At 50.6% G+C, this 18,576-nt stretch carries 18 protein-coding genes, 2 pseudogenes and 1 riboswitch; all 20 genes and pseudogenes read right to left on the reverse strand.

The genetic code is table 11. The annotated features are described in order from the left end of the window. Positions 1 to 68: 68 nt before the first annotated feature. The 20 genes and pseudogenes from spoIID to MKX50_RS23090 all read right to left on the reverse strand — a co-directional run bounded on the left by spoIID (position 69) and on the right by MKX50_RS23090 (position 18,511). Positions 69 to 1,961: a stage II sporulation protein D gene (gene spoIID, locus MKX50_RS22995; protein ID WP_339157856.1), complete on the reverse strand. Its 1,893-nt coding sequence runs from the start codon at positions 1,959 to 1,961 to the stop codon at positions 69 to 71. A 705-nt stretch (positions 1,962 to 2,666) separates the two neighbouring features. After that, the gene (gene murA / locus MKX50_RS23000) at positions 2,667 to 4,016 is read right to left on the reverse strand and encodes a UDP-N-acetylglucosamine 1-carboxyvinyltransferase (protein WP_339157857.1); all 1,350 of its coding nucleotides are present in this window, start codon (positions 4,014 to 4,016) and stop codon (positions 2,667 to 2,669) included. Continuing rightward, positions 3,967 to 4,185, reverse strand: coding sequence for a hypothetical protein (locus MKX50_RS23005; RefSeq protein ID WP_213593583.1), 219 nt, complete (start codon positions 4,183 to 4,185; stop codon positions 3,967 to 3,969). Before MKX50_RS23005 ends, murA begins: the two co-directional genes overlap by 50 nt. A gap of 166 nt (positions 4,186 to 4,351) precedes the next feature. Further along, the gene (locus MKX50_RS23010) at positions 4,352 to 4,603 is read right to left on the reverse strand and encodes a DUF1146 family protein (RefSeq protein ID WP_155612155.1); all 252 of its coding nucleotides are present in this window, start codon (positions 4,601 to 4,603) and stop codon (positions 4,352 to 4,354) included. A gap of 819 nt (positions 4,604 to 5,422) precedes the next feature. Then, positions 5,423 to 5,848, reverse strand: coding sequence for a F0F1 ATP synthase subunit epsilon (locus MKX50_RS23015; RefSeq protein WP_213593581.1), 426 nt, complete (start codon positions 5,846 to 5,848; stop codon positions 5,423 to 5,425). 61 nt (positions 5,849 to 5,909) lie between these two features. Continuing rightward, positions 5,910 to 7,307: a F0F1 ATP synthase subunit beta gene (gene atpD, locus MKX50_RS23020; RefSeq protein WP_213593579.1), complete on the reverse strand. Its 1,398-nt coding sequence runs from the start codon at positions 7,305 to 7,307 to the stop codon at positions 5,910 to 5,912. A gap of 147 nt (positions 7,308 to 7,454) precedes the next feature. Then, positions 7,455 to 8,315, reverse strand: a complete 861-nt coding sequence (gene atpG, locus MKX50_RS23025; RefSeq protein WP_213593577.1) for an ATP synthase F1 subunit gamma — start codon at positions 8,313 to 8,315, stop codon at positions 7,455 to 7,457. Positions 8,316 to 8,550: 235 nt separating this feature from the next. After that, the gene (atpA, locus tag MKX50_RS23030) at positions 8,551 to 10,065 is read right to left on the reverse strand and encodes a F0F1 ATP synthase subunit alpha (protein WP_213593575.1); all 1,515 of its coding nucleotides are present in this window, start codon (positions 10,063 to 10,065) and stop codon (positions 8,551 to 8,553) included. Positions 10,066 to 10,080: 15 nt separating this feature from the next. Beyond that, positions 10,081 to 10,625, reverse strand: a pseudogene (locus tag MKX50_RS23035) (F0F1 ATP synthase subunit delta). Then, entirely contained in the window at positions 10,622 to 11,113 is a 492-nt protein-coding gene (gene atpF, locus MKX50_RS23040; RefSeq protein WP_213593571.1) for a F0F1 ATP synthase subunit B, read from the reverse strand. Before atpF ends, MKX50_RS23035 begins: the two are co-directional and overlap by 4 nt. A 99-nt stretch (positions 11,114 to 11,212) precedes the next feature. Beyond that, on the reverse strand, positions 11,213 to 11,425 hold the full coding sequence (atpE, locus tag MKX50_RS23045; protein ID WP_006213098.1) for a F0F1 ATP synthase subunit C: 213 nt from the start codon (positions 11,423 to 11,425) through the stop codon (positions 11,213 to 11,215). A gap of 97 nt (positions 11,426 to 11,522) precedes the next feature. Continuing rightward, positions 11,523 to 12,287: a F0F1 ATP synthase subunit A gene (atpB, locus tag MKX50_RS23050; RefSeq protein ID WP_213593569.1), complete on the reverse strand. Its 765-nt coding sequence runs from the start codon at positions 12,285 to 12,287 to the stop codon at positions 11,523 to 11,525. Between the two features lie 33 nt (positions 12,288 to 12,320). Beyond that, positions 12,321 to 12,698: an ATP synthase subunit I gene (locus MKX50_RS23055; protein ID WP_213593567.1), complete on the reverse strand. Its 378-nt coding sequence runs from the start codon at positions 12,696 to 12,698 to the stop codon at positions 12,321 to 12,323. Further along, the gene (locus MKX50_RS23060) at positions 12,691 to 12,858 is read right to left on the reverse strand and encodes a hypothetical protein (protein ID WP_339160262.1); all 168 of its coding nucleotides are present in this window, start codon (positions 12,856 to 12,858) and stop codon (positions 12,691 to 12,693) included. Before MKX50_RS23060 ends, MKX50_RS23055 begins: the two co-directional genes overlap by 8 nt. A 169-nt stretch (positions 12,859 to 13,027) precedes the next feature. Continuing rightward, positions 13,028 to 14,194 (reverse strand): UDP-N-acetylglucosamine 2-epimerase (non-hydrolyzing), encoded by a 1,167-nt coding sequence (wecB, locus tag MKX50_RS23065; protein ID WP_213593563.1) that lies wholly within the window; start codon positions 14,192 to 14,194, stop codon positions 13,028 to 13,030. Between the two features lie 44 nt (positions 14,195 to 14,238). Beyond that, complete coding sequence (upp, locus tag MKX50_RS23070) at positions 14,239 to 14,868, reverse strand: uracil phosphoribosyltransferase (RefSeq protein ID WP_213593561.1); 630 nt, start codon at positions 14,866 to 14,868, stop codon at positions 14,239 to 14,241. A gap of 281 nt (positions 14,869 to 15,149) precedes the next feature. Next, positions 15,150 to 16,398, reverse strand: a pseudogene (glyA, locus tag MKX50_RS23075) (serine hydroxymethyltransferase). 56 nt (positions 16,399 to 16,454) lie between these two features. Next, on the reverse strand, positions 16,455 to 17,042 hold the full coding sequence (locus MKX50_RS23080) for a TIGR01440 family protein (protein WP_213593559.1): 588 nt from the start codon (positions 17,040 to 17,042) through the stop codon (positions 16,455 to 16,457). Positions 17,043 to 17,170: 128 nt separating this feature from the next. Beyond that, positions 17,171 to 17,253, reverse strand: a riboswitch (ZMP/ZTP riboswitch). 63 nt (positions 17,254 to 17,316) lie between these two features. After that, positions 17,317 to 17,901, reverse strand: a complete 585-nt coding sequence (locus tag MKX50_RS23085) for a low molecular weight protein arginine phosphatase (protein ID WP_339157858.1) — start codon at positions 17,899 to 17,901, stop codon at positions 17,317 to 17,319. Between the two features lie 49 nt (positions 17,902 to 17,950). Then, positions 17,951 to 18,511, reverse strand: a complete 561-nt coding sequence (locus tag MKX50_RS23090) for a manganese efflux pump MntP family protein (protein WP_339157859.1) — start codon at positions 18,509 to 18,511, stop codon at positions 17,951 to 17,953. Between the last annotated feature and the right edge of the window lie 65 nt (positions 18,512 to 18,576).

Genomic DNA, 18,576 nt, shown 5'->3' on the forward strand with positions numbered 1-18,576 from the left:
ACCTCAATAACCAGTGTTACCGAGGGTGACTCTTTTATACTTCCATTATAGTAATATTTCAAAAATAATTAGTGTTCCAGCCATTCAGATGCCTGCGCAAATGATATACCGGTGTAATAGTGTTTGAGAATTTGCGTCGTTGTGTATCCCTGCTTCGCCATCCCCTGGGCTCCCCATTGACTCATGCCGACGCCGTGTCCGTTGCCGTACGTTGTAATCTTGACATCGTCTCCGTCCAAAGTCATTGCAAACTGGGCGGAGCGCAGTCCTAGCCTCTCCCGCAGCTCACGTCCAGTGAAGGACTGTCCGTTGATGAACATCGTTTTGACATTATGCCCTGCCGTATAGGATTTAATTTGAAAAAGCGCCGGCGCCGCTGCTTGGTCAGCTGGGGAAGCCGCAGGCAGGGCAGAATCCTTAAGTCCAAGCTTATTGAACAACTCGCTCAGCGGAATGGTTACCGTCTCCTTAAAAGACGGATTGACGCTTTTATCCCACGGGCTGGGCACGCTGCGCAGATAAGGCAGCTTTAGGGACCAATATTCCTCAGAATTTTCGGTATACCCGCCGCTGGCAGAGAAAAAGGTAGCGGTTATCGGCTTGCCCTGATAGGTCATGATGATCCCCTTCGTTTGCTCTACCGCCCGGCGCAGCTTGGCCAGCTGGTCGCTCTTGCCGAGCTCGATCCACTTGTCCAGCTCTTTGCTGGACAGATAGGCCTGATGACCGACCGAATCAACGACGTCTGCTCCTGACACGGGAACTCCGCTGCGATCCCCTTCCGCCAGGCGGCGGACGATAAACGTCCGTGCGGCGATCGCCTGTGCCTTCAGCGCTTCGAGCTCGAAGTCCGCCGGCATTTCCGCTGCAAGCACGCCGGTCACGTACTGCTCGAGCGGCAGCGTCTCAATGCCCCCGGTCTTCGTCAGGTAGACGCTGACCGGGGGCAGCTCGCTAGCGGCTGGCGCAGCCGGGAGCCGGACCGCGGGCGGCACCGCCACAGCACGGCCGGATCCAGCCGTGCTGGCCGGATCAGCCGCGGCGGGCTGCCCGGCAGCGCTTGGCGGCGGTGCTGCCGCGGGCCCGGCGCCGCTGCGGCTGCCAACAAGGGCCGCCAGCAGTACGGCCGCCGCGGCCAGCGAGGCCAGCGCAGCGCCGAGCTTGGCGCTGTTCCTTCCGCTATGGCGGAAGGAACGGTACGCGCGCGTGCCCGCAGGGACGCGCACGCGGACGGCGCGCAGCGCACGCGCCGCTGCCGGGCGCGGGGCGCGGCGCGCCTGCGGCTGCGGCGGGGCGTGCACCGGAGCTGGCGCGTTACCGCCGGGTGCAGGCAGCGATGCTGCTCCGAGCAGCTGGTGCGCCGCACTGCCGTGCACGCCAGGCAACGCAGCGCCCGCCCCGCGGCCTGGCGCACTGCCCGCCGCCCTTAGCGGCGCCCAGCTGCCCCCGCTTGACGGTGCAGCTCGCCCATCCAGCCCTTTAGATGCGATGCCTGCTTTGCTTCCCGCGGTACTGTTCGCCGCACTGCGCTGCCCGCTGACAGCCGCCACACCGCGTTGTTCACTCTTTACAAACCTGCCAGCCCTTTCGCTGTCAGTGCTGGCTATTCTACTTTGTACATTGTAGTGCGTATCGTTTGCCTCATAGTGCGATATTGATCCCACATGCGATTTATCCGATCCTCTGCTATGTCCCGGTGCAAACCCCGCTTCAGCTATATGCGCACCGTCTTTTACACGCAGTGCGGACTCCGTTCCCAGCGTTGCCTGCTTCGCACCCTTCCGTACCGCCACGGCTGCATCACAGCCTGCAGCCGTCCTAGGCTGTTCTTGCCCTGCGGCCGCTCTTTCCCGCCAGCCGCTTTCCAGACGGCTCCCGATCGACGCACTGCCTTGTTCTCTTTTATTTTTACGAGCCGATAGATTGATGACCAAATGTTCCTGATTAGAATCCGTACTCAAAGCAAGCAACCTCCATCCCGATTCATGCTGCAGCCGCATGGTTTCCTCTAGCCAAGGGGATATGCGACCCTAGCGATTGAATTCGTTATACTTTTTGTTCGCTATACTTATAGATATGACCTTCACGAGCCTGCTAGAACCGGAAAGGGTAAGTCTTCAGCCCGAATATATGAGAAACGAATAGGTTTGATATGATGATCAACCAGCATAATCTTATATATTGGTTCCCCATCAAGCTGTGCTCGCTATGCAATACCTTATGCAATGTCTTATTCAATCCGGTTCAGTACCATTTCCCCTGCTAACGGACAGAGAGGGCGCTATTTCTAGTTTGAAGCTGAATCACAGTACTTATCGGACCCAGATGCACCTATTTGCAATTTTTCTTCTATATTAGGAGGTCATTTAGCCAAATAACGGAACCACTGTCCGTACGCATTAGTCTTTGCTGCTTTTTCGCAAAATAACGGATCTACGGTCCATTCAGTCAATTGCGCACCAATCCAGTCAGTTTGCTCACCAAATCCAGTCAATTGCACATCAATCCAATCCATCTCACACCGAACGCCGCACCCAGCACATATGGCGTTACACCATGTCCACCCAAACCCAATTCCCGCCATGTTCTCTTGCCACACAAAAAAAAAGACCGTGCTCAAAAACACAGTCTTTTTCACATCTATAGGTTATGATATTAATTCGCAATCATGCCCAGGTCGGTTGTACTTTAAGCATCGGGAGCTCATCCTTCTTATTGACAGGAACCCGTTCGCTTTGAGCAGCGGATTCTTTCTCGTCAACAGTGATCCGCCAGATATCTGCCCCTAGGCCCGAAAGCTTCTCGGCCAAATTAACATAGCCGCGGTCAATATGATGTGTGCCGCTTACTTCCGTGGTACCATCAGCGACGAGCCCGGCAATAATGAGTGCGGCCCCGGCGCGCAAATCCGTAGCGCATACTTTGGCTCCGCTCAGCTTGGCACCGCCTGTGATGATGGAAGTACGTCCTTCCACTTTAATTTCTGCATTCATCAGCGCAAATTGCTCTACGTGCATGAAACGATTCTCAAACACGGTTTCCGTCACCACACTTGTTCCTTCGGACACAAGCAATAGCGCCATCATTTGCGACTGCATGTCGGTTGGAAAGCCCGGGTAAGGCAGCGTTTTAACGTCCACAGCCTTAAGCGGCTTATCCGCTATAACCCGCACACCATTCTCGTGTACTTCAACGTTCGCGCCCATTTCCTCAAGTTTGGCAATGACGGGACCCAGATGATCCGCAATCGCGCCCTCGACAAACACGTTTCCGCCTGTCGTAGCGGCAGCAATCATAAAGGTACCTGCTTCAATGCGGTCAGGAATGACCGTATGCTCTACACCGCGCAGCTTCTCCACGCCTTCAATGCGAATGACGCCCGTTCCTGCACCGCGGACGATCGCGCCCATTCCGTTCAAGTAGTTGGCAAGATCAACGATTTCCGGCTCCTTCGCCGCATTCTCGATAACCGTCGTTCCTTCCGCCAGAGTAGCCGCCATCATAATATTCTCCGTTGCCCCAACGCTGGCTACGTCCAGGTAAATTTTCGCCCCGCGCAGGCGTCCGTTCGATTTAGCTTCGATAAAGCCCTGCCCTAGATTGATCTCAGCACCCATCGCTTCAAAGCCTTTTAAATGCTGATCAATGGGTCTCGTACCGATCGCGCAGCCTCCAGGAAGAGAAATTCGCGTATAACCCGTGCGAGTCAACAAAGGTCCCATAACAAGAAAAGATGCCCGCATTTTCCGTACCCATTCGTACGGCGCTTCACAATTCGCGATCTTTTGCGCATTGACCGTGACTACTTCACGATCATATGTAACTGTCGCTCCGAGCGATTCCAAAACTTTGATAATGGTCATCACATCATCTAGCGGCGGGGCATCACGAATTACGCTTACGCCTTCCTCCCCCAGTAGCGATGCTGCGATGATCGGCAGCACAGAATTTTTAGCTCCGCTAACTTTAACGTTCCCGGACAAAATATTGCCGCCGCGGACGATAAATTTGCTCATCTTTGTTTCCCTCCGCGCGTTCATTTTCACCCTTATTTTCGATGCAAAATAAAGGCATCCCGCTCATTTCCCTAAATTTCATCATATCATCGGTAGCTTGAGGCGCACAAGGCTCTAATCTTGTAGAAATAACACGAATTATGTAGAATTTCGTCTTATTTGCAAGCATTTACTAGATCCCCTTGGCGTAATCCTTATTCACCATTGTTGACACAATGTTTTGATGTTATTCGACAAACTTCACTCTGCGTATAATTACGCATTAAGGCTCCAAGACCCCCAAAAATCTTGTTAACCCGAATAGTCTAACACACTTATAACCAAAGACTTAGGAATTAAAACATATAGCGAAGCATCTGCGTATATCCCAAGTACTCCAATATGAAGGCTGCCACAAACCGTCCCAGCACGATGGCCAAAAGCAGATGGAGCAGCTTGCCTTGCGGCCCCTTCGGATGCCGGATGAATAAATCCAGCTTGAGATTTTGCAGCGCCCACCAGGACAGGACAATACAAGCCAGCGATATTAAAATGGCCGTCAAGCCATTCATGCCAACCGAAGTCGGCACTGAATCCATGGGATTCATATCCGCGCCTCCCGCCTTGTTCTATACTTATGCAACCGCCCCAGAAAGGGTTAAAACACTATAAATATATATCGGCAAGCATAATGTAAAAAATTTATAGACCCTATATATCATACTTGCCTGAGTGATAATAATCCAGTCTTTCTTTTCGCTCAGAGCGCTTCCATTTGTATATTTATTTAAAAGCTGTTTCACCCTGCTGCAATCGCAAAAACATACTCAGAATTATTGCCTCATAGCGTTAACATGAAGCCTGTTTCATTCTCCATGATCGACATTTTCTGCTTCAAAGCAACATAGTTCTATGTTACAAAAAATTGTTCGTTTCCGCTACATCGAATTTTGCAGCCGTGGATACTATATTCAATTTCATACATTAAAGTCAACCATGCCGCATTTTCGTATTTTCTGCGGCAATAGCCGCCACAAACCTCACGTAAGGTTCTAGGGTATTTTTCAGGCGTAATCCAGTAAATAGGCTTTAGAGCAAGGTTTTAGTGTGTTTTTTATACTGCCAGATTCTTATGCCCACGGCAAAGCACTTACTTTTTGCTGAACAATTTTCATTAAAATTATTCAGAATTGGGCCAATGTCCCAAACCCGATTGTATCTTAAGTCGGTCAAAAAAGGTGCCAAGGAAACGGTTATTGTCCACTATTAATTACTACATTTTACAAGTCCTTCTTCATTTATACCTTCTTTTAATAAAGCCCGCTGGCAGATGGTTGAAGATAGCTGATCGCAGAGGCCCGATTGCAGGTACCCTAAAAAGAAAAAACCGAACACCAGAGTGTTCGGTTTCGCTATAAAATTTACAATTAATGATGCTTTTTGATCTTCGCGTTGCCGGATACATTAATCCGGGTAATCGCCCTTTGCAGAGCCAATTCTGCACGACGGTGATCAATTCGATCCTGATTGTTGCCAGCAGACAACCTGCGTTCAGCACGCTCTCGTGCAGCTACCGCACGATCGACATCGATCTCCTCCGGAAGCTCGGCACTCTCTGCGAGAATGATAACTTTGTCTTTCTGAACTTCAACAAAGCCGCCATGCACCGCAATTGTGGTCGAATCTCCACCGGTTTTGGCCACAATTGGAGCAACCTGAAGCGGTGTTACCAGCGGAACGTGATGCGGCAAAATACCAAGCTCGCCCTCGACACCGCGGACGGTCAGGCTATTCACCTGTTCGGAGAACACCACATGTTCCGGCGTAACAATTTCCAATAAAAAGGTGCTCACTAGTCATCCCTCCTGTTCGTGGGACAGTTCATTTCTGAAGCATCCGAGTTCACGGCGCGTATTACAACGTTTTTGCTTTTTCTACAGCTTCTTCGATCGTACCCACGAAGAGGAAAGCTGCTTCCGGAAGGGAATCATGCTTGCCTTCGAGGATTTCCTTGAAGCTGCGAACCGTTTCAGCAATCGGCACGTATTTACCTTTGATTCCGGTAAACTGCTCGGCAACGTGGAACGGCTGCGACAAGAAGCGTTCGATCTTCCGTGCACGGGATACGATCAGCTTGTCGTCCTCAGACAGCTCATCCATACCAAGGATCGCGATGATATCCTGCAATTCCTTATAACGTGCCAAAAGTTGTTTAACGCCTTGTGCTACATTATAGTGCTCCTCGCCGACGATTTCAGGCGTCAAAATCCGGGAGCTGGAAGCCAGCGGATCAACCGCAGGGAAAATCCCTTTCTCGGAAATCTTACGCTCAAGGTTTGTCGTGGCATCCAAGTGAGCAAATGTCGTCGCAGGAGCCGGATCCGTATAGTCATCCGCAGGAACGTAAATCGCTTGAATCGAAGTAACGGAACCTTTCTTCGTCGAAGTAATCCGCTCTTGAAGCTGACCCATCTCTGTTGCAAGCGTAGGTTGGTAACCTACCGCAGAAGGCATACGCCCAAGGAGGGCGGAAACCTCAGAACCGGCTTGAGTAAAGCGGAAAATGTTGTCGATAAATAGAAGTACGTCGCGCCCCTCTTGATCACGGAAATATTCCGCCATCGTAAGTCCGGACAAGGCTACGCGAAGACGCGCGCCTGGCGGTTCGTTCATTTGGCCGAATACCATCGCCGTTTTATTGATAACGCCGGAATCGGTCATTTCATGATACAAGTCATTACCTTCACGAGTCCGCTCGCCTACGCCGGCAAATACGGAAATACCGCCATGCTCTTGAGCGATGTTGTTGATAAGCTCTTGAATCGTAACGGTTTTACCAACACCCGCACCGCCAAACAGGCCGATCTTACCACCCTTGGCATATGGAGCAAGCAAATCGATAACTTTAATACCAGTCTCCAGAATTTCCGATTGTGTCGACAGCTCTTCAAATGAAGGTGGATCGCGGTGGATCGGATATCTATTCCCCGCTACCTGTCCCTTATTATCAATCGTCTCTCCAAGCACGTTAAATACGCGGCCCAGAGTTACTTCACCTACTGGAACAGAAATTGGAGCGCCCAAGTCTACTGCTTCCACACCACGTACAAGACCATCCGTCGAGGACATGGCGATACAGCGGACGAGGTTGTCGCCCAAGTGATTGGATGCTTCCAGGATCAATTCGCTGCCTTCATCCTGTGCGCCCTGTTTCACAATTTTAATAGCGTTGAAAATATCCGGAAGTTGTCCGCGTCCAAATTCAATGTCAACAACCGGACCCATTACGCTAACAACGCGTCCTTTGTTCATTATTGTTGTTTCCCTCCTTAAAGTTTTGCAGCGCCGAGCAGCCAGGAAGCCGTTCGTATTAGGAACTTCGCTTCTATCTATGCTGAGGCCATGCAGTACCGTCTAGCGTTCCTGCATATCCGCAAACTATCATCGAAAACGAAAATGCTAGCCTAGGGCGTTGGCACCCGCCACAATTTCCGTAATTTCCTGGGTAATAGCCGCTTGACGAGCACGGTTATACGTCAGGGTCAGCTCGTTGATCATTTTCGTTGCGTTCTTCGTCGCGCTGCCCATTGCCGTCATTTTCGCTCCAAGCTCACTTGCCTTTCCTTCCAGAAGGGCACCGAAAATCAGTGTTTCGGCATACTTCGGAAGCAGAACTTCAAGCACAGCTTCAGGAGAAGGCTCATACTCGTATTCTGCTGTCGGTCCGTTCGTTTCGACACTGTCGAATGGAAGCAAACGATCTACCGTCGGCAGCTGGCTCATCGCATTTATGAATTTGTTATAGCAAATATAGACCTCGTCAAATTGCTCCTCTTCAAAGCCCTGTACAGCCGCGTAGGCCAAAGACTTAATATCGGCGAAGTTCGGCGAATCAGATAATTCGACGACATCCTTCAGTACAGGAAGCCCCCGACGATTGAAGTAGTCCCGTCCTTTGCGTCCGATAACGAATAAACCGTATTCGGATTGGGATTGGTGCTTCTGGTTGATCTCATCCATTACTTTTCGGAGAATATTCGTATTGTATCCGCCGACAAGCCCGCCATCGGCCGTAATGACAATATAGGCCGTCCGTTTTACGGGGCGAGTCACGAGCATCGGATGCGTAACTCCGTCAGTGCTGGAGGCGATGCTGCTCACTACTTCCTTCAGCTTCTCCGCGTATGGACGGGAGGACTGGGCCTTCTCTTGCGCTCTTCTCAGCTTGGCCGAAGCGACCATTTCCATCGCCTTCGTAATCTGACGGGTGTTCTGAACACTCTTGATTTGACGTTTTATCTCGCGAATCCCTTTTGCCATGATTTCACCACCCTCAAACTTTGGCTGTAAGCCAAAGTTACTTCGAAAGCATACGCTTAACTTCACGTAACATATTCTCAAATTTCGGCCCTTAGCCAAAGCTAATCGGGCTAGTAAACCTGAGCAGAACATTGTCCCGTTTCAGGCGAAACACGATCAAGCTTTGGCGGAACCAAAACGAGTATTCTTATAAGTAATCATGAATCGGCAGGATCGGCCGATTCATGAAGCTGTATTAGTTAGAAGCGGAAAAACCTCTTTTGAACTTCTCGATAACTTCCTTCAGCTTTTCCTCGTTTTCTGCGGTCAAATCTTTCGTGTCGCGAATCGACTGCAGAACCTCTTCATGCTGACTGTCCACAAAAGAGAGGAACTCAGCTTCGAAACGGCGCACATCGCCAAGCGGAATATCATCAAGATATCCTTTGACTGCCGTATACAAGCTGATAACCTGCTTCTCTACGGAAAGCGGTTGGTTTACACCCTGTTTCAGGATTTCCATCATACGGGAACCACGAGTCAGACGTGCTTGCGTCGACTTGTCGAGGTCGGAACCGAATTGGGAGAATGCCTGAAGCTCACGGTATTGCGCCAAATCAAGACGAAGCGTACCAGCAACCTTCTTCATCGCTTTGATTTGGGCGGATCCCCCTACCCGGGATACCGAAATACCGACGTTGATCGCCGGACGCTGACCGGAGTAGAACAGGTCGGACTCCAGGAAAATCTGGCCATCCGTAATGGAGATCACGTTCGTTGGAATATATGCCGATACGTCAGAAGCTTGAGTCTCGATGAATGGAAGTGCAGTAATCGAACCTCCGCCCAGTTCATCGCTTAGCTTCGCCGCACGCTCCAACAGGCGGGAATGCAGATAGAAGACGTCGCCCGGATATGCCTCACGGCCCGGAGGACGGCGAAGCAAGAGGGACAGCTCACGATAAGCAGCCGCTTGCTTGGACAAGTCATCATAAATAATGAGTACGTGCTCGCCTTTGTACATGAAGTACTCGGCCATTGCAACGCCCGCATATGGGGCGATATAAAGAAGCGGTGACGGCTCCGAAGCGGATGCCGTAACAACGATCGTATAATCAAGCGCTCCATGACGGCGAAGCGTCTCAACCACGTTAACGACAGTCGACTGCTTCTGTCCGATAGCTACGTATACGCATTTTACGCCATTGCCCTTTTGGTTAATGATCGTATCGATCGCAATAGCGGTTTTACCTGTTTGACGGTCACCAATGATCAGCTCGCGCTGTCCGCGGCCAATTGGAACCATCGAGTCAATCGCTTTAATCCCGGTTTGCATCGGCTCATGAACCGATTTCCGGTCGATAACACCCGGCGCATTGTTCTCAACCGGACGGAATTCTGTCGTTGCGACAGGTCCTTTTCCGTCGACCGGCTGGCCAAGCGGGTTCACGACGCGGCCCAGCAAGGCATCTCCAACGGGCACCTGCATGATCTGCCCGGTGCGTTTAACTTGGTTACCTTCACGAATATCGTTGTATGGACCCAGAATAACAACCCCGACGTTGCTTTCTTCCAGGTTCAGCGCAAGGCCAAAAACGCCGTTCTCAAACTCGAGTAGTTCGTTTGCCATGGCGTTCTCAAGCCCGTGGACGCGAGCGATACCGTCACCAACTTGAATAACGGTGCCGACTTCGGCCACTTCAATTTCCGATTTATATTGTTCGATCTGACTTTTAATCAGCGTACTGATTTCTTCAGGTCTGATACTCAAGTTTTTCACCCCTATCTACAGTGCTTGTCTTCGAAAAGACTTCTCAAGCCGTTCAAGCTTCCCGGCCAAACTTCCATCATACAGCGTATCGCCGATTCTGACTTTCATTCCGCCGAGCAGATCCTTGTCAATCTCGTTCAGAACGCGAATTTTCTTGTTGACCAAAGCCCCAAACTCGTCTGCGATTGCCGCCTTCTCCTCTTCATTCAGAGGGTAAGTCGTATATACTGTTGCGGTAGCCAGTCCAAGTGCTTCGCCTGTAATTTTGATGTAGCGGTCCAGCAATTCCGGCAAAATTCCGATTCTTCCCCGCTCTACAAGTTCACCAATGAGACAACAGACTTCGACATTTTGCCCTCAAGGGCTCCTTCAAGCGCTTCCCATTTAGCGGCTTCCGAAATATTCGGGGTAGAAATAAATTTTTGTATATCCTGATCTTCATTAAAAGCATTTACGAGAGCTCTGATTTCCTGTTCAACTTCCAGCGTACGCCCTTCCTGTGCAGCAATTTCATACAGGGCTTTGGCGTATCTGCCCGCTACAACAGCTTCACGGCTCATGATTTGCTACCTACCTCTTTAAGATATTGGTTAACAAGCTTCTCTTGTTCTTCCGGATTGTTCTCGACCTCACGCTCGATCAGCTTAGAGGCAATGTTGACGGAGAAAGTACCAATCTCGCCGCGCAAGGATTCGACGGCCTTGTTTCTCTCGTTCTCGATATCGCGGATTGCTTCGTTCTTCATGCGAGTAGTGTCCTGCTTCGCCTGCTCCAGCAAATCACGCGCTTGCTTACTGCTGCTTTGCTTCGCTTGCTCGATAATTTCATAGGCTTCTTGACGAGCCTGATTAAGAGCAGCCTTCTGCTCCTCGACATATACATTTGCCTGCTCTTTCGTTTGCTTTGCTTCTTCCAGTTGCCCGAGCACCAACTCGCGGCGCTGCTCCATTACCGCAAACAGTTTGCTGAAAGCATACTTGCTAAGCAACCAGTACAGAATTCCAAACGCAATTATGGTAATGACGATATTCTCCCAAAGGACAGTCACCGAAGTCACTCCTTTCCGTTAATAATAGTTTCTGAATTCTATGCTCTTAAAACGAAGGCGCGGATGGCATAGGCCCTCCCCGCCAAACCGAAACTATTATTAAGAGAACATGATCAAGAATGCAATAACTGTAGCCGCAAGAGGTACAACCTCGACGATACCAACACCGATGAACATCGTTGTTTGGAGCGGACCGCGTGCCTCTGGCTGACGAGCGATGGATTCCACCGTTCTACTAACGATCATACCGTTACCAAGACCTGCGCCAAGTGCGCCCAAACCAACTGCGATAGCTGCTGCCAAAAATTCCATTGTAAATATCCTCCTTAAACTATTCTCATTGTGAATTTTTTAATATAATAGATCTCTTCCGGGTCGAGCCGGATACGGCTCGTGCCTTCCGAGTTTATTAATGATCTTCTTCGTGAATCGTTGTCTGTGCAATGTATACCATCGTAAGGATCGTAAATATGAAGGCTTGAAGCGCGCCGACAAATATACTGAAACCTTGCCATACGGCCAGGAATGGAATACCTAGGAATCCCATCTTCAGAATGACCGTGATCAGAACCTCGCCCGCAAAAATGTTTGCGAACAAACGAATCGCAAGTGCGACCGGCTTTGCCAGGTTCTCAATGATATTGAGCGGCAAGAAGAACGGATACGGCTCGATGTAATGCTTCAGATAATGTTTGCGGTTTAACTTAAGACCAAGGTAGTTCATCAGAATGAATACGATAATCGCAAGCCCGGCCGTCACCGATACGTCCGCCGTAGGCGATTTCCACCAAAGCAGCTCGACATGGTTCCCATCGCTAAGACCTCTTGTCGCTTCAATAATGAAGCCCAGGAAAGTCTCTTCTTTGTGAGTCTCTGTAATAATACTGAAAGGCAATCCAAGCAGGTTGGATACGAAAATGAACAGAATGAGCGTAAGCCCCAGGGATATGTAAGGCTTACCCTTCTTCAAATCCATCGCGCTTCCGACAATCCCCTGGACAAATTCGACAACCCATTCCATAAAATTTTGCATTTTGGAAGGGTTTTCGACGGAAAGATTGCTAACAGCCAGTCTGCATAATACAAACACAATTAGCGAACTGACCAGCAGCATGAAAATTGCCGAAAGATCGAGGTTGAATCCCCCAAGATTAATCACCGGTGCTGAATGCATGTGTTAATGTTCACCCCTTTCCCGATTAAGCTGTTAAGATTTGTTTCGGAGCCCGATCACAATGCTCGCCGGGATGGTCAGTAGCTGCGGCACAAACAGTCCGATAATGGCGGATATCAGCGATATCTGCTCGAACTTTGCCGCAACCATGACTGTAATGAATACCAGACAAATTCTAGTAATGAAACCAAAATTGAATTTGCGCTGCTCCTGGCTGACTGCAAGCTCGGCCAGCTGCCGCACCTTGATGGATAAATACCGGACGTACAGCAATCCGACGGCTAATCCCAGAAACAACCCGGCTAAAAACGGCCGATATTCCGGAGCAAAAGCCCAGCCAAAAAGAACTGCGGACAATAACAGGAACGTTAACCGGGATACCGCTGTAACAATGGAACCCAAATCATCCATTTTGCGCCCCCAAAAACTTTTTGATAAGTACGAATATGTTGACGATTCCTGACAAGAGGCCGATTATAGCTCCAATGGCAACCCAATAATTCGGACCGCCAAACCGCTCCACCAGCCATCTTGCACCCAAAAAGCCGATCACAATATACATAGCCAGCAAAAAGCCCGCTCCACCGATGGCAGCGACAGCAATCCAAGGATTACCATTATTATCAGGAATTTCATATCGAACAATCCCAACTTATTTTACTGAATGTGTCTACTTTTTGTCAACGAATGCATTCAAAACCGTACAGTATAACTGTATGCTATCTCGTTCAAAAACACAATTATTGATCATTCGAATTTGTGAACTTTCTGTGAAAATCCTCTGGACGATGATCAATTGCACCGAAATGGTGATATATCGCATTGACAATTCTTTCGGATGCCTTTCCATCTCCGTAAGGATTTGCCGCACGGCTCATAGATTCATACAGCGAACCGTTCGTCAACAACGCCTTGATCCGTTCATAAACCATCTCCTCATCCGTACCGACAAGTTCAAGCGTTCCTGCCTCAATCCCTTCCGGGCGCTCCGTCGTATCGCGGAGCACAAGCACTGGGACGCCAAAGGAAGGAGCCTCCTCCTGCATGCCGCCGGAATCCGTCACGATCAGATGAGTATGCGGATAAATGTTGTGGAAATCCACAACGTCAAGAGGTTCGATCAGCTTGATGCGCGGATGGCCTCCCAATGTGGCATGTGCCGGCTCTCTAACCGGAGGGCTAGGATGCACCGGATAAACGATGGCGACATCCTCGAACTCGTCAGCAATGCGCTTTACAGCACGAAAAATGTTCATATGCGGCTCGCCTTGCGATTCCCGGCGGTGAGCCGTCATCAGAATCAGCCGTTTTCCGGCAGCGAAGTCCAGCGCTGAGTTCCAGTAATTAGGCTGTACTGTATATTGAAACACATCAGTTATTGTGTTGCCTGTGATATATATACTTGACTCCGGCTTATTTTCCTTGCGCAAATTGTTGGCTGACCACTCGGTCGGGGCAAAATGCAGATCCGCCAGAACCCCCGTTAATTGGCGGTTCATCTCCTCGGGATATGGCGACCATTTATTCCAAGTGCGCAGTCCAGCCTCGACATGCCCGATTTTTATACCCTGCAGAAAAGCCGCATAGCTCGCCAAAAAAGTAGTCAGGGTATCCCCATGGACAAGCACGATATCCGGCTTCGCTTCACGCAGAACGCTCTCGAGGCCGCCCAGAACCCGTATCGTGATTTCATTCAGGGTCTGGTTCGGCTTCATGACATCCAGGTCATAGTCCGGAACGATTTTGAACACCTCGAGCACCTGGTCCAGCATCTCGCGATGCTGTGCCGTAACGCAGACCACCGATTCGATATGGTCCTGATGCTTCTGCAGCTCAAGAATTAACGGGGCCATCTTGATCGCTTCAGGCCTGACGCCAAAAATTGTCATTACCTTGATTTTAGACATGATTATTCCTTTCCTTAATTAATATCGCATAGCATGCGGGTACTTTATTTTGTTCCATAGAGCCGGTCGCCCGCATCTCCCAATCCTGGAACGATGTAGCCCTGCTCATCCAGACGCTCATCCAGCGCAGCAACATAAATATCCACGTCAGGGTGAGCTTCCTGAACGGCTTGTACACCTTCGGGCGCCGCAATCAGGTTCATCATTTTAATTTGCGTACAGCCGCGTTTCTTCAGCACATCGATCGCTGCGATCGCCGATCCGCCCGTAGCCAGCATCGGGTCGATCACGATAAGCTCGCGCTCCTGAACATCCGTCGGCAGCTTCACATAATATTCGACAGGCTGCAGGGTCTGCGGATCGCGGAACAGTCCCACATGGCCTACCTTGGCTGCAGGAAGCAGCTTCAGCACGCCATCCAGCATGCCCAAGCCTGCGCGAAGAATCGGAATCAATCCGAGCATCCGGCCAGAAATCACCTTCGCCTCGGCTTCGCAGACAGGCGTCTGCACTTTGATGGATTCCAACGGAACTTCTCTTGTAATTTCATAGGCCATCAGCGTAGCCACTTCATCCACTAATTCACGGAAATCCTTCGTGTTCGTTTGCATGTCTCGAATAAAAGTCAGTTTGTGTTGAATCAAAGGGTGATCACATACCACCAATTTTCCCATATTTGTCCCTCCGGTTTATAGCTGAGTCTTCTCAAGTTGACGATCCTTTACATCCAATGATGCACAAATCCTGTTTATTATATCACTGTCTTTTTCCGATTGCTACGAACTGTATCAACCTGACTTCCGCCTTGCATCTAATGGCCTAATGAAAATAATTAACCAGCTTATTTCTATGAAGACAGTCCCTCATTAAATCTATAAAAAAGGCGTCCCTTACCTTCAGGTATCGGGACGCCACTCGTCATGCAAGCTTTGGCTTGCGGCTTCTTGAGCCTCAATTATTCGTAACGCAGCTCAGGGTACAGCGGGAATTGATCCGTTAACGCGCTAACCTCTTTGCGGGCTTGATCCAAAACAGACTCGTCCTTGGAATTTTTAAGAACGTTGGCAATAATTTGTCCGATTGTTTTCATCGCCGCTTCATCCATGCCGCGGGAGGTAGCCGCAGGCGTACCGATGCGGATTCCGCTGGTGACGAACGGGCTGGTAGGATCAAAAGGAATAGCATTTTTGTTCACGGTAATGCCGATTGAATCAAGCACATGTTCCGCGTCCTTGCCCGTGGTTCAGGTTGCGGGTATCGATTAGCATCAGATGGTTGTCCGTACCGCCTGACACCAGATTGAGTCCTTCGCCAACCAGCGTTTCAGCCAATGCTTTCGCATTCTTGACGACGTTCTCTGCATAAGTCTTGAACGATGGCTGCAGAGCCTCACCCAAGGCTACCGCTTTAGAAGCAATAACATGCATAAGCGGGCCGCCTTGTGTGCCCGGGAATACTGCTTTATCGATCGCCGCTGCCCAAGGCTTGCGGCAGAGGATCATGCCGCCGCGCGGACCGCGAAGCGTCTTGTGCGTCGTTGTCGTCACAAAATGCGCATGAGGAACCGGATTCGGATGAAGACCAGCTGCTACCAGGCCCGCGATATGAGCCATGTCTACCATAAAGAGCGCGCCAACATCATTGGCAATGGAAGCCAGTTTCTCGAAGTCAATAATGCGCGGATAAGCGCTGGCTCCAGCTACGATCAGACGAGGGCGGTGTTTGAAAGCCGCTTTGCGCACTTCATCATAATCGATAAGGAACGTATCTTCCTGTACGCCGTAAGCTACAAAGTTATAAAGCAGACCGGAGGCATTAACCGGGCTTCCGTGCGTCAAGTGTCCGCCATGGGCCAGGTTCATGCCCAAGACCGTATCCCCAGGGTTGAGCGCAGCCAGATATACCGCAAGGTTCGCTTGCGCACCGGAGTGAGGCTGAACGTTGGCATGCTCTGCTCCAAACAATTCCTTGGCGCGGTCACGGGCGATGTCCTCTACGATATCCACGTGTTCGCAGCCGCCATAATAGCGTTTGCCTGGATATCCTTCCGCGTATTTGTTCGTCAGCACGGAACCCATAGCTTCGATAACCGCTTCGCTGACAATGTTCTCGGAAGCAATCAGTTCGATGTTGTTCCGTTGGCGCTTAAGCTCCAGATTCATCGCTTCCAGTACTGCAGGGTCTTGTTTTTTCAATTGATCCATTGTCCAAAATCCTCCTTATATTAAAAAATAATAAATTTGTGATGACACTCCAAACATCAGTCGCACAGATGCGAATCCTGCACCTCCGGCAGCTGATAGACCGCCCGTTCCCCGCCGATCAGTTTCGGCCGCGTCCAGGCTGCGGTCACCCTAGCCTCCCCGATATACCGCCTCGCTGGGCGATAAGGAACAGCTACGCGTTTTAGATGCATGCCGATCAGCGTCTCGCCGACATCCAGGCCGGCATGAGCCTGAACGCTTTCTGCCAGGCAGGGCTGCTTCAGCTGGCGGTATGCCGCAGCTGCCATTGAACCGCCTGCCTTCGGCACAGGCACAGCCGCAACTTCAGTTAAACCCAGCCGCTCCAGCACAGAACGCTCCATGACCAGTGCCCGGTTCAAATGCTCACAGCATTGAAAGGCTATCTCAAAGCCATGCTTGCTCTGCACTTCGGCAAATCCGGCATACAATTCAGCGGCTATATTCTCTGCGCCAGCCGTACCGATCCGTTGCCCTGCCACCTCGCTTGTACTAGCTCCGATGACGACCAGATGCCCGGATCCGAGGGAAGCTGCGGAGACCAGTTCCTCCAACACCTCGGCCGCTTGCTCGCGAAGCGATTGCTCCGTTCGTTCTCTATCCATTATCGTATCCACCCTTCATAGACAAGCTTGTCTATATTATACCTAATAATTACGAGGGATAGTGACGGCGGCGGTGAAGCGAATTGTCTGAAATGACGAAAAAGAGCATGACGCAGCAGATGCGTCGTGCTCTTTGCCCAGGCGACCGGCCGTATATTCCGATGCTCCATTGTGGTTTGATCCACTATCGTCGCCAGTTACATCGGATCCATTTCCATTCCACTTAAGAATAAAACATGCGAGTCACAATTGCAACCCGCTTTTTGCCTTTTCATTAACGTAATCGCTCTTTCTCGAGCTTCGCAATGAGCTTCTCCAAGGCGGCACTGATTTCCTGGGCCGTAAGGTTATAATCCTCACGGCTGCCTCCGAATGGATCAGAAATGTCGTACCGCGGCATCCGCTGCAGCAGCTCGCGAATCCGCTGTTCCTTAGCCTCTTCCAAAGCTTGGCCCAGCGCGCGGCTCAGTTCAAGATCAGCGATCAACTGGCTAAGCTCGGCCTGCTCAGCCAGAACAACCTCATCATCCTCGACATATTCCTTCAACATATAAATTTTATCCGCCTTCTCTGGGAAAGCGGCTATCGCCTGCTGCTTATGCCCCCCAGTCAGCGTAAGTATAAGATCGGCCCACTCGATCAATTCGGCATGAAGCGGGGTTGATGTGATCTGGTCATGGATTCCCTGATCCTTCAGCACGCCTTCGGCATGCCGGGAGATCGGCAGCCCCGCCACCGCGGCCACGCCCGCCGAAGCAACCTCCGCATCGATTCCCCGCTCCCGCGCCAGCTTGCGGAATATTCCTTCCGCAATCGGACTGCGGCAAGTGTTGCCGGTGCATACAAACAATATTCGCAAGCCTGTTCACCTCCAGCTAATATCTAGTTGTATCTTATGTGACATTGTATCAAAAGATGAAAATTAGTCCAAACGCAAGCAAAATGGCGCCGCCGGCAGCCTCCCCATATTCACCCAGCCGGCTCCCTACACCCCGGCCGAGCAGCAGACCCATGATCGACATGATCCCGCCAAACACAGCAAAAGCAATGATCGTCAGCAGTAGGTCGCTATGGAACATGCCCAGGGATACACCTACAGAAAAGGAGTCCACGCTCACGCTTAGCGAAAACAGCAATACTCCAAAAAATGAACGGTAATTCACGATCCGCTCATTGCCGCCAAAAAATGAGTTCCATATCATATGCCCCCCTAGGAGCACAAGCAAGCTGCCGGATACATACTTGGACAGCCCTCCCAGCAGCTCCCCCGCATATTGTCCGGCAACGATGCCCAGCAGCGGCATCACAAAATGGAACAAAGCAACCAGCAAGCTGATCCGGAATATTTCCATGCTCCTTACGCCGCGCATACCTATACCAATTCCTAGGGAAAAGGCGTCCATTCCCAAAGCTGCGGCCATTAAAGCTATCGTTAACAATTCACCCAGCCGCTCGTATACTACAGACATAACGCCACACTCCCATGTCCGAGGATGGTTTTGTACAACCATATGCGAGCATGGGATGGTTCATG

The organism is Paenibacillus sp. FSL W8-0186 (genome assembly GCF_037969765.1).
GTDB classification, from domain to species: Bacteria; Bacillota; Bacilli; order Paenibacillales; family Paenibacillaceae; genus Fontibacillus; species Fontibacillus woosongensis.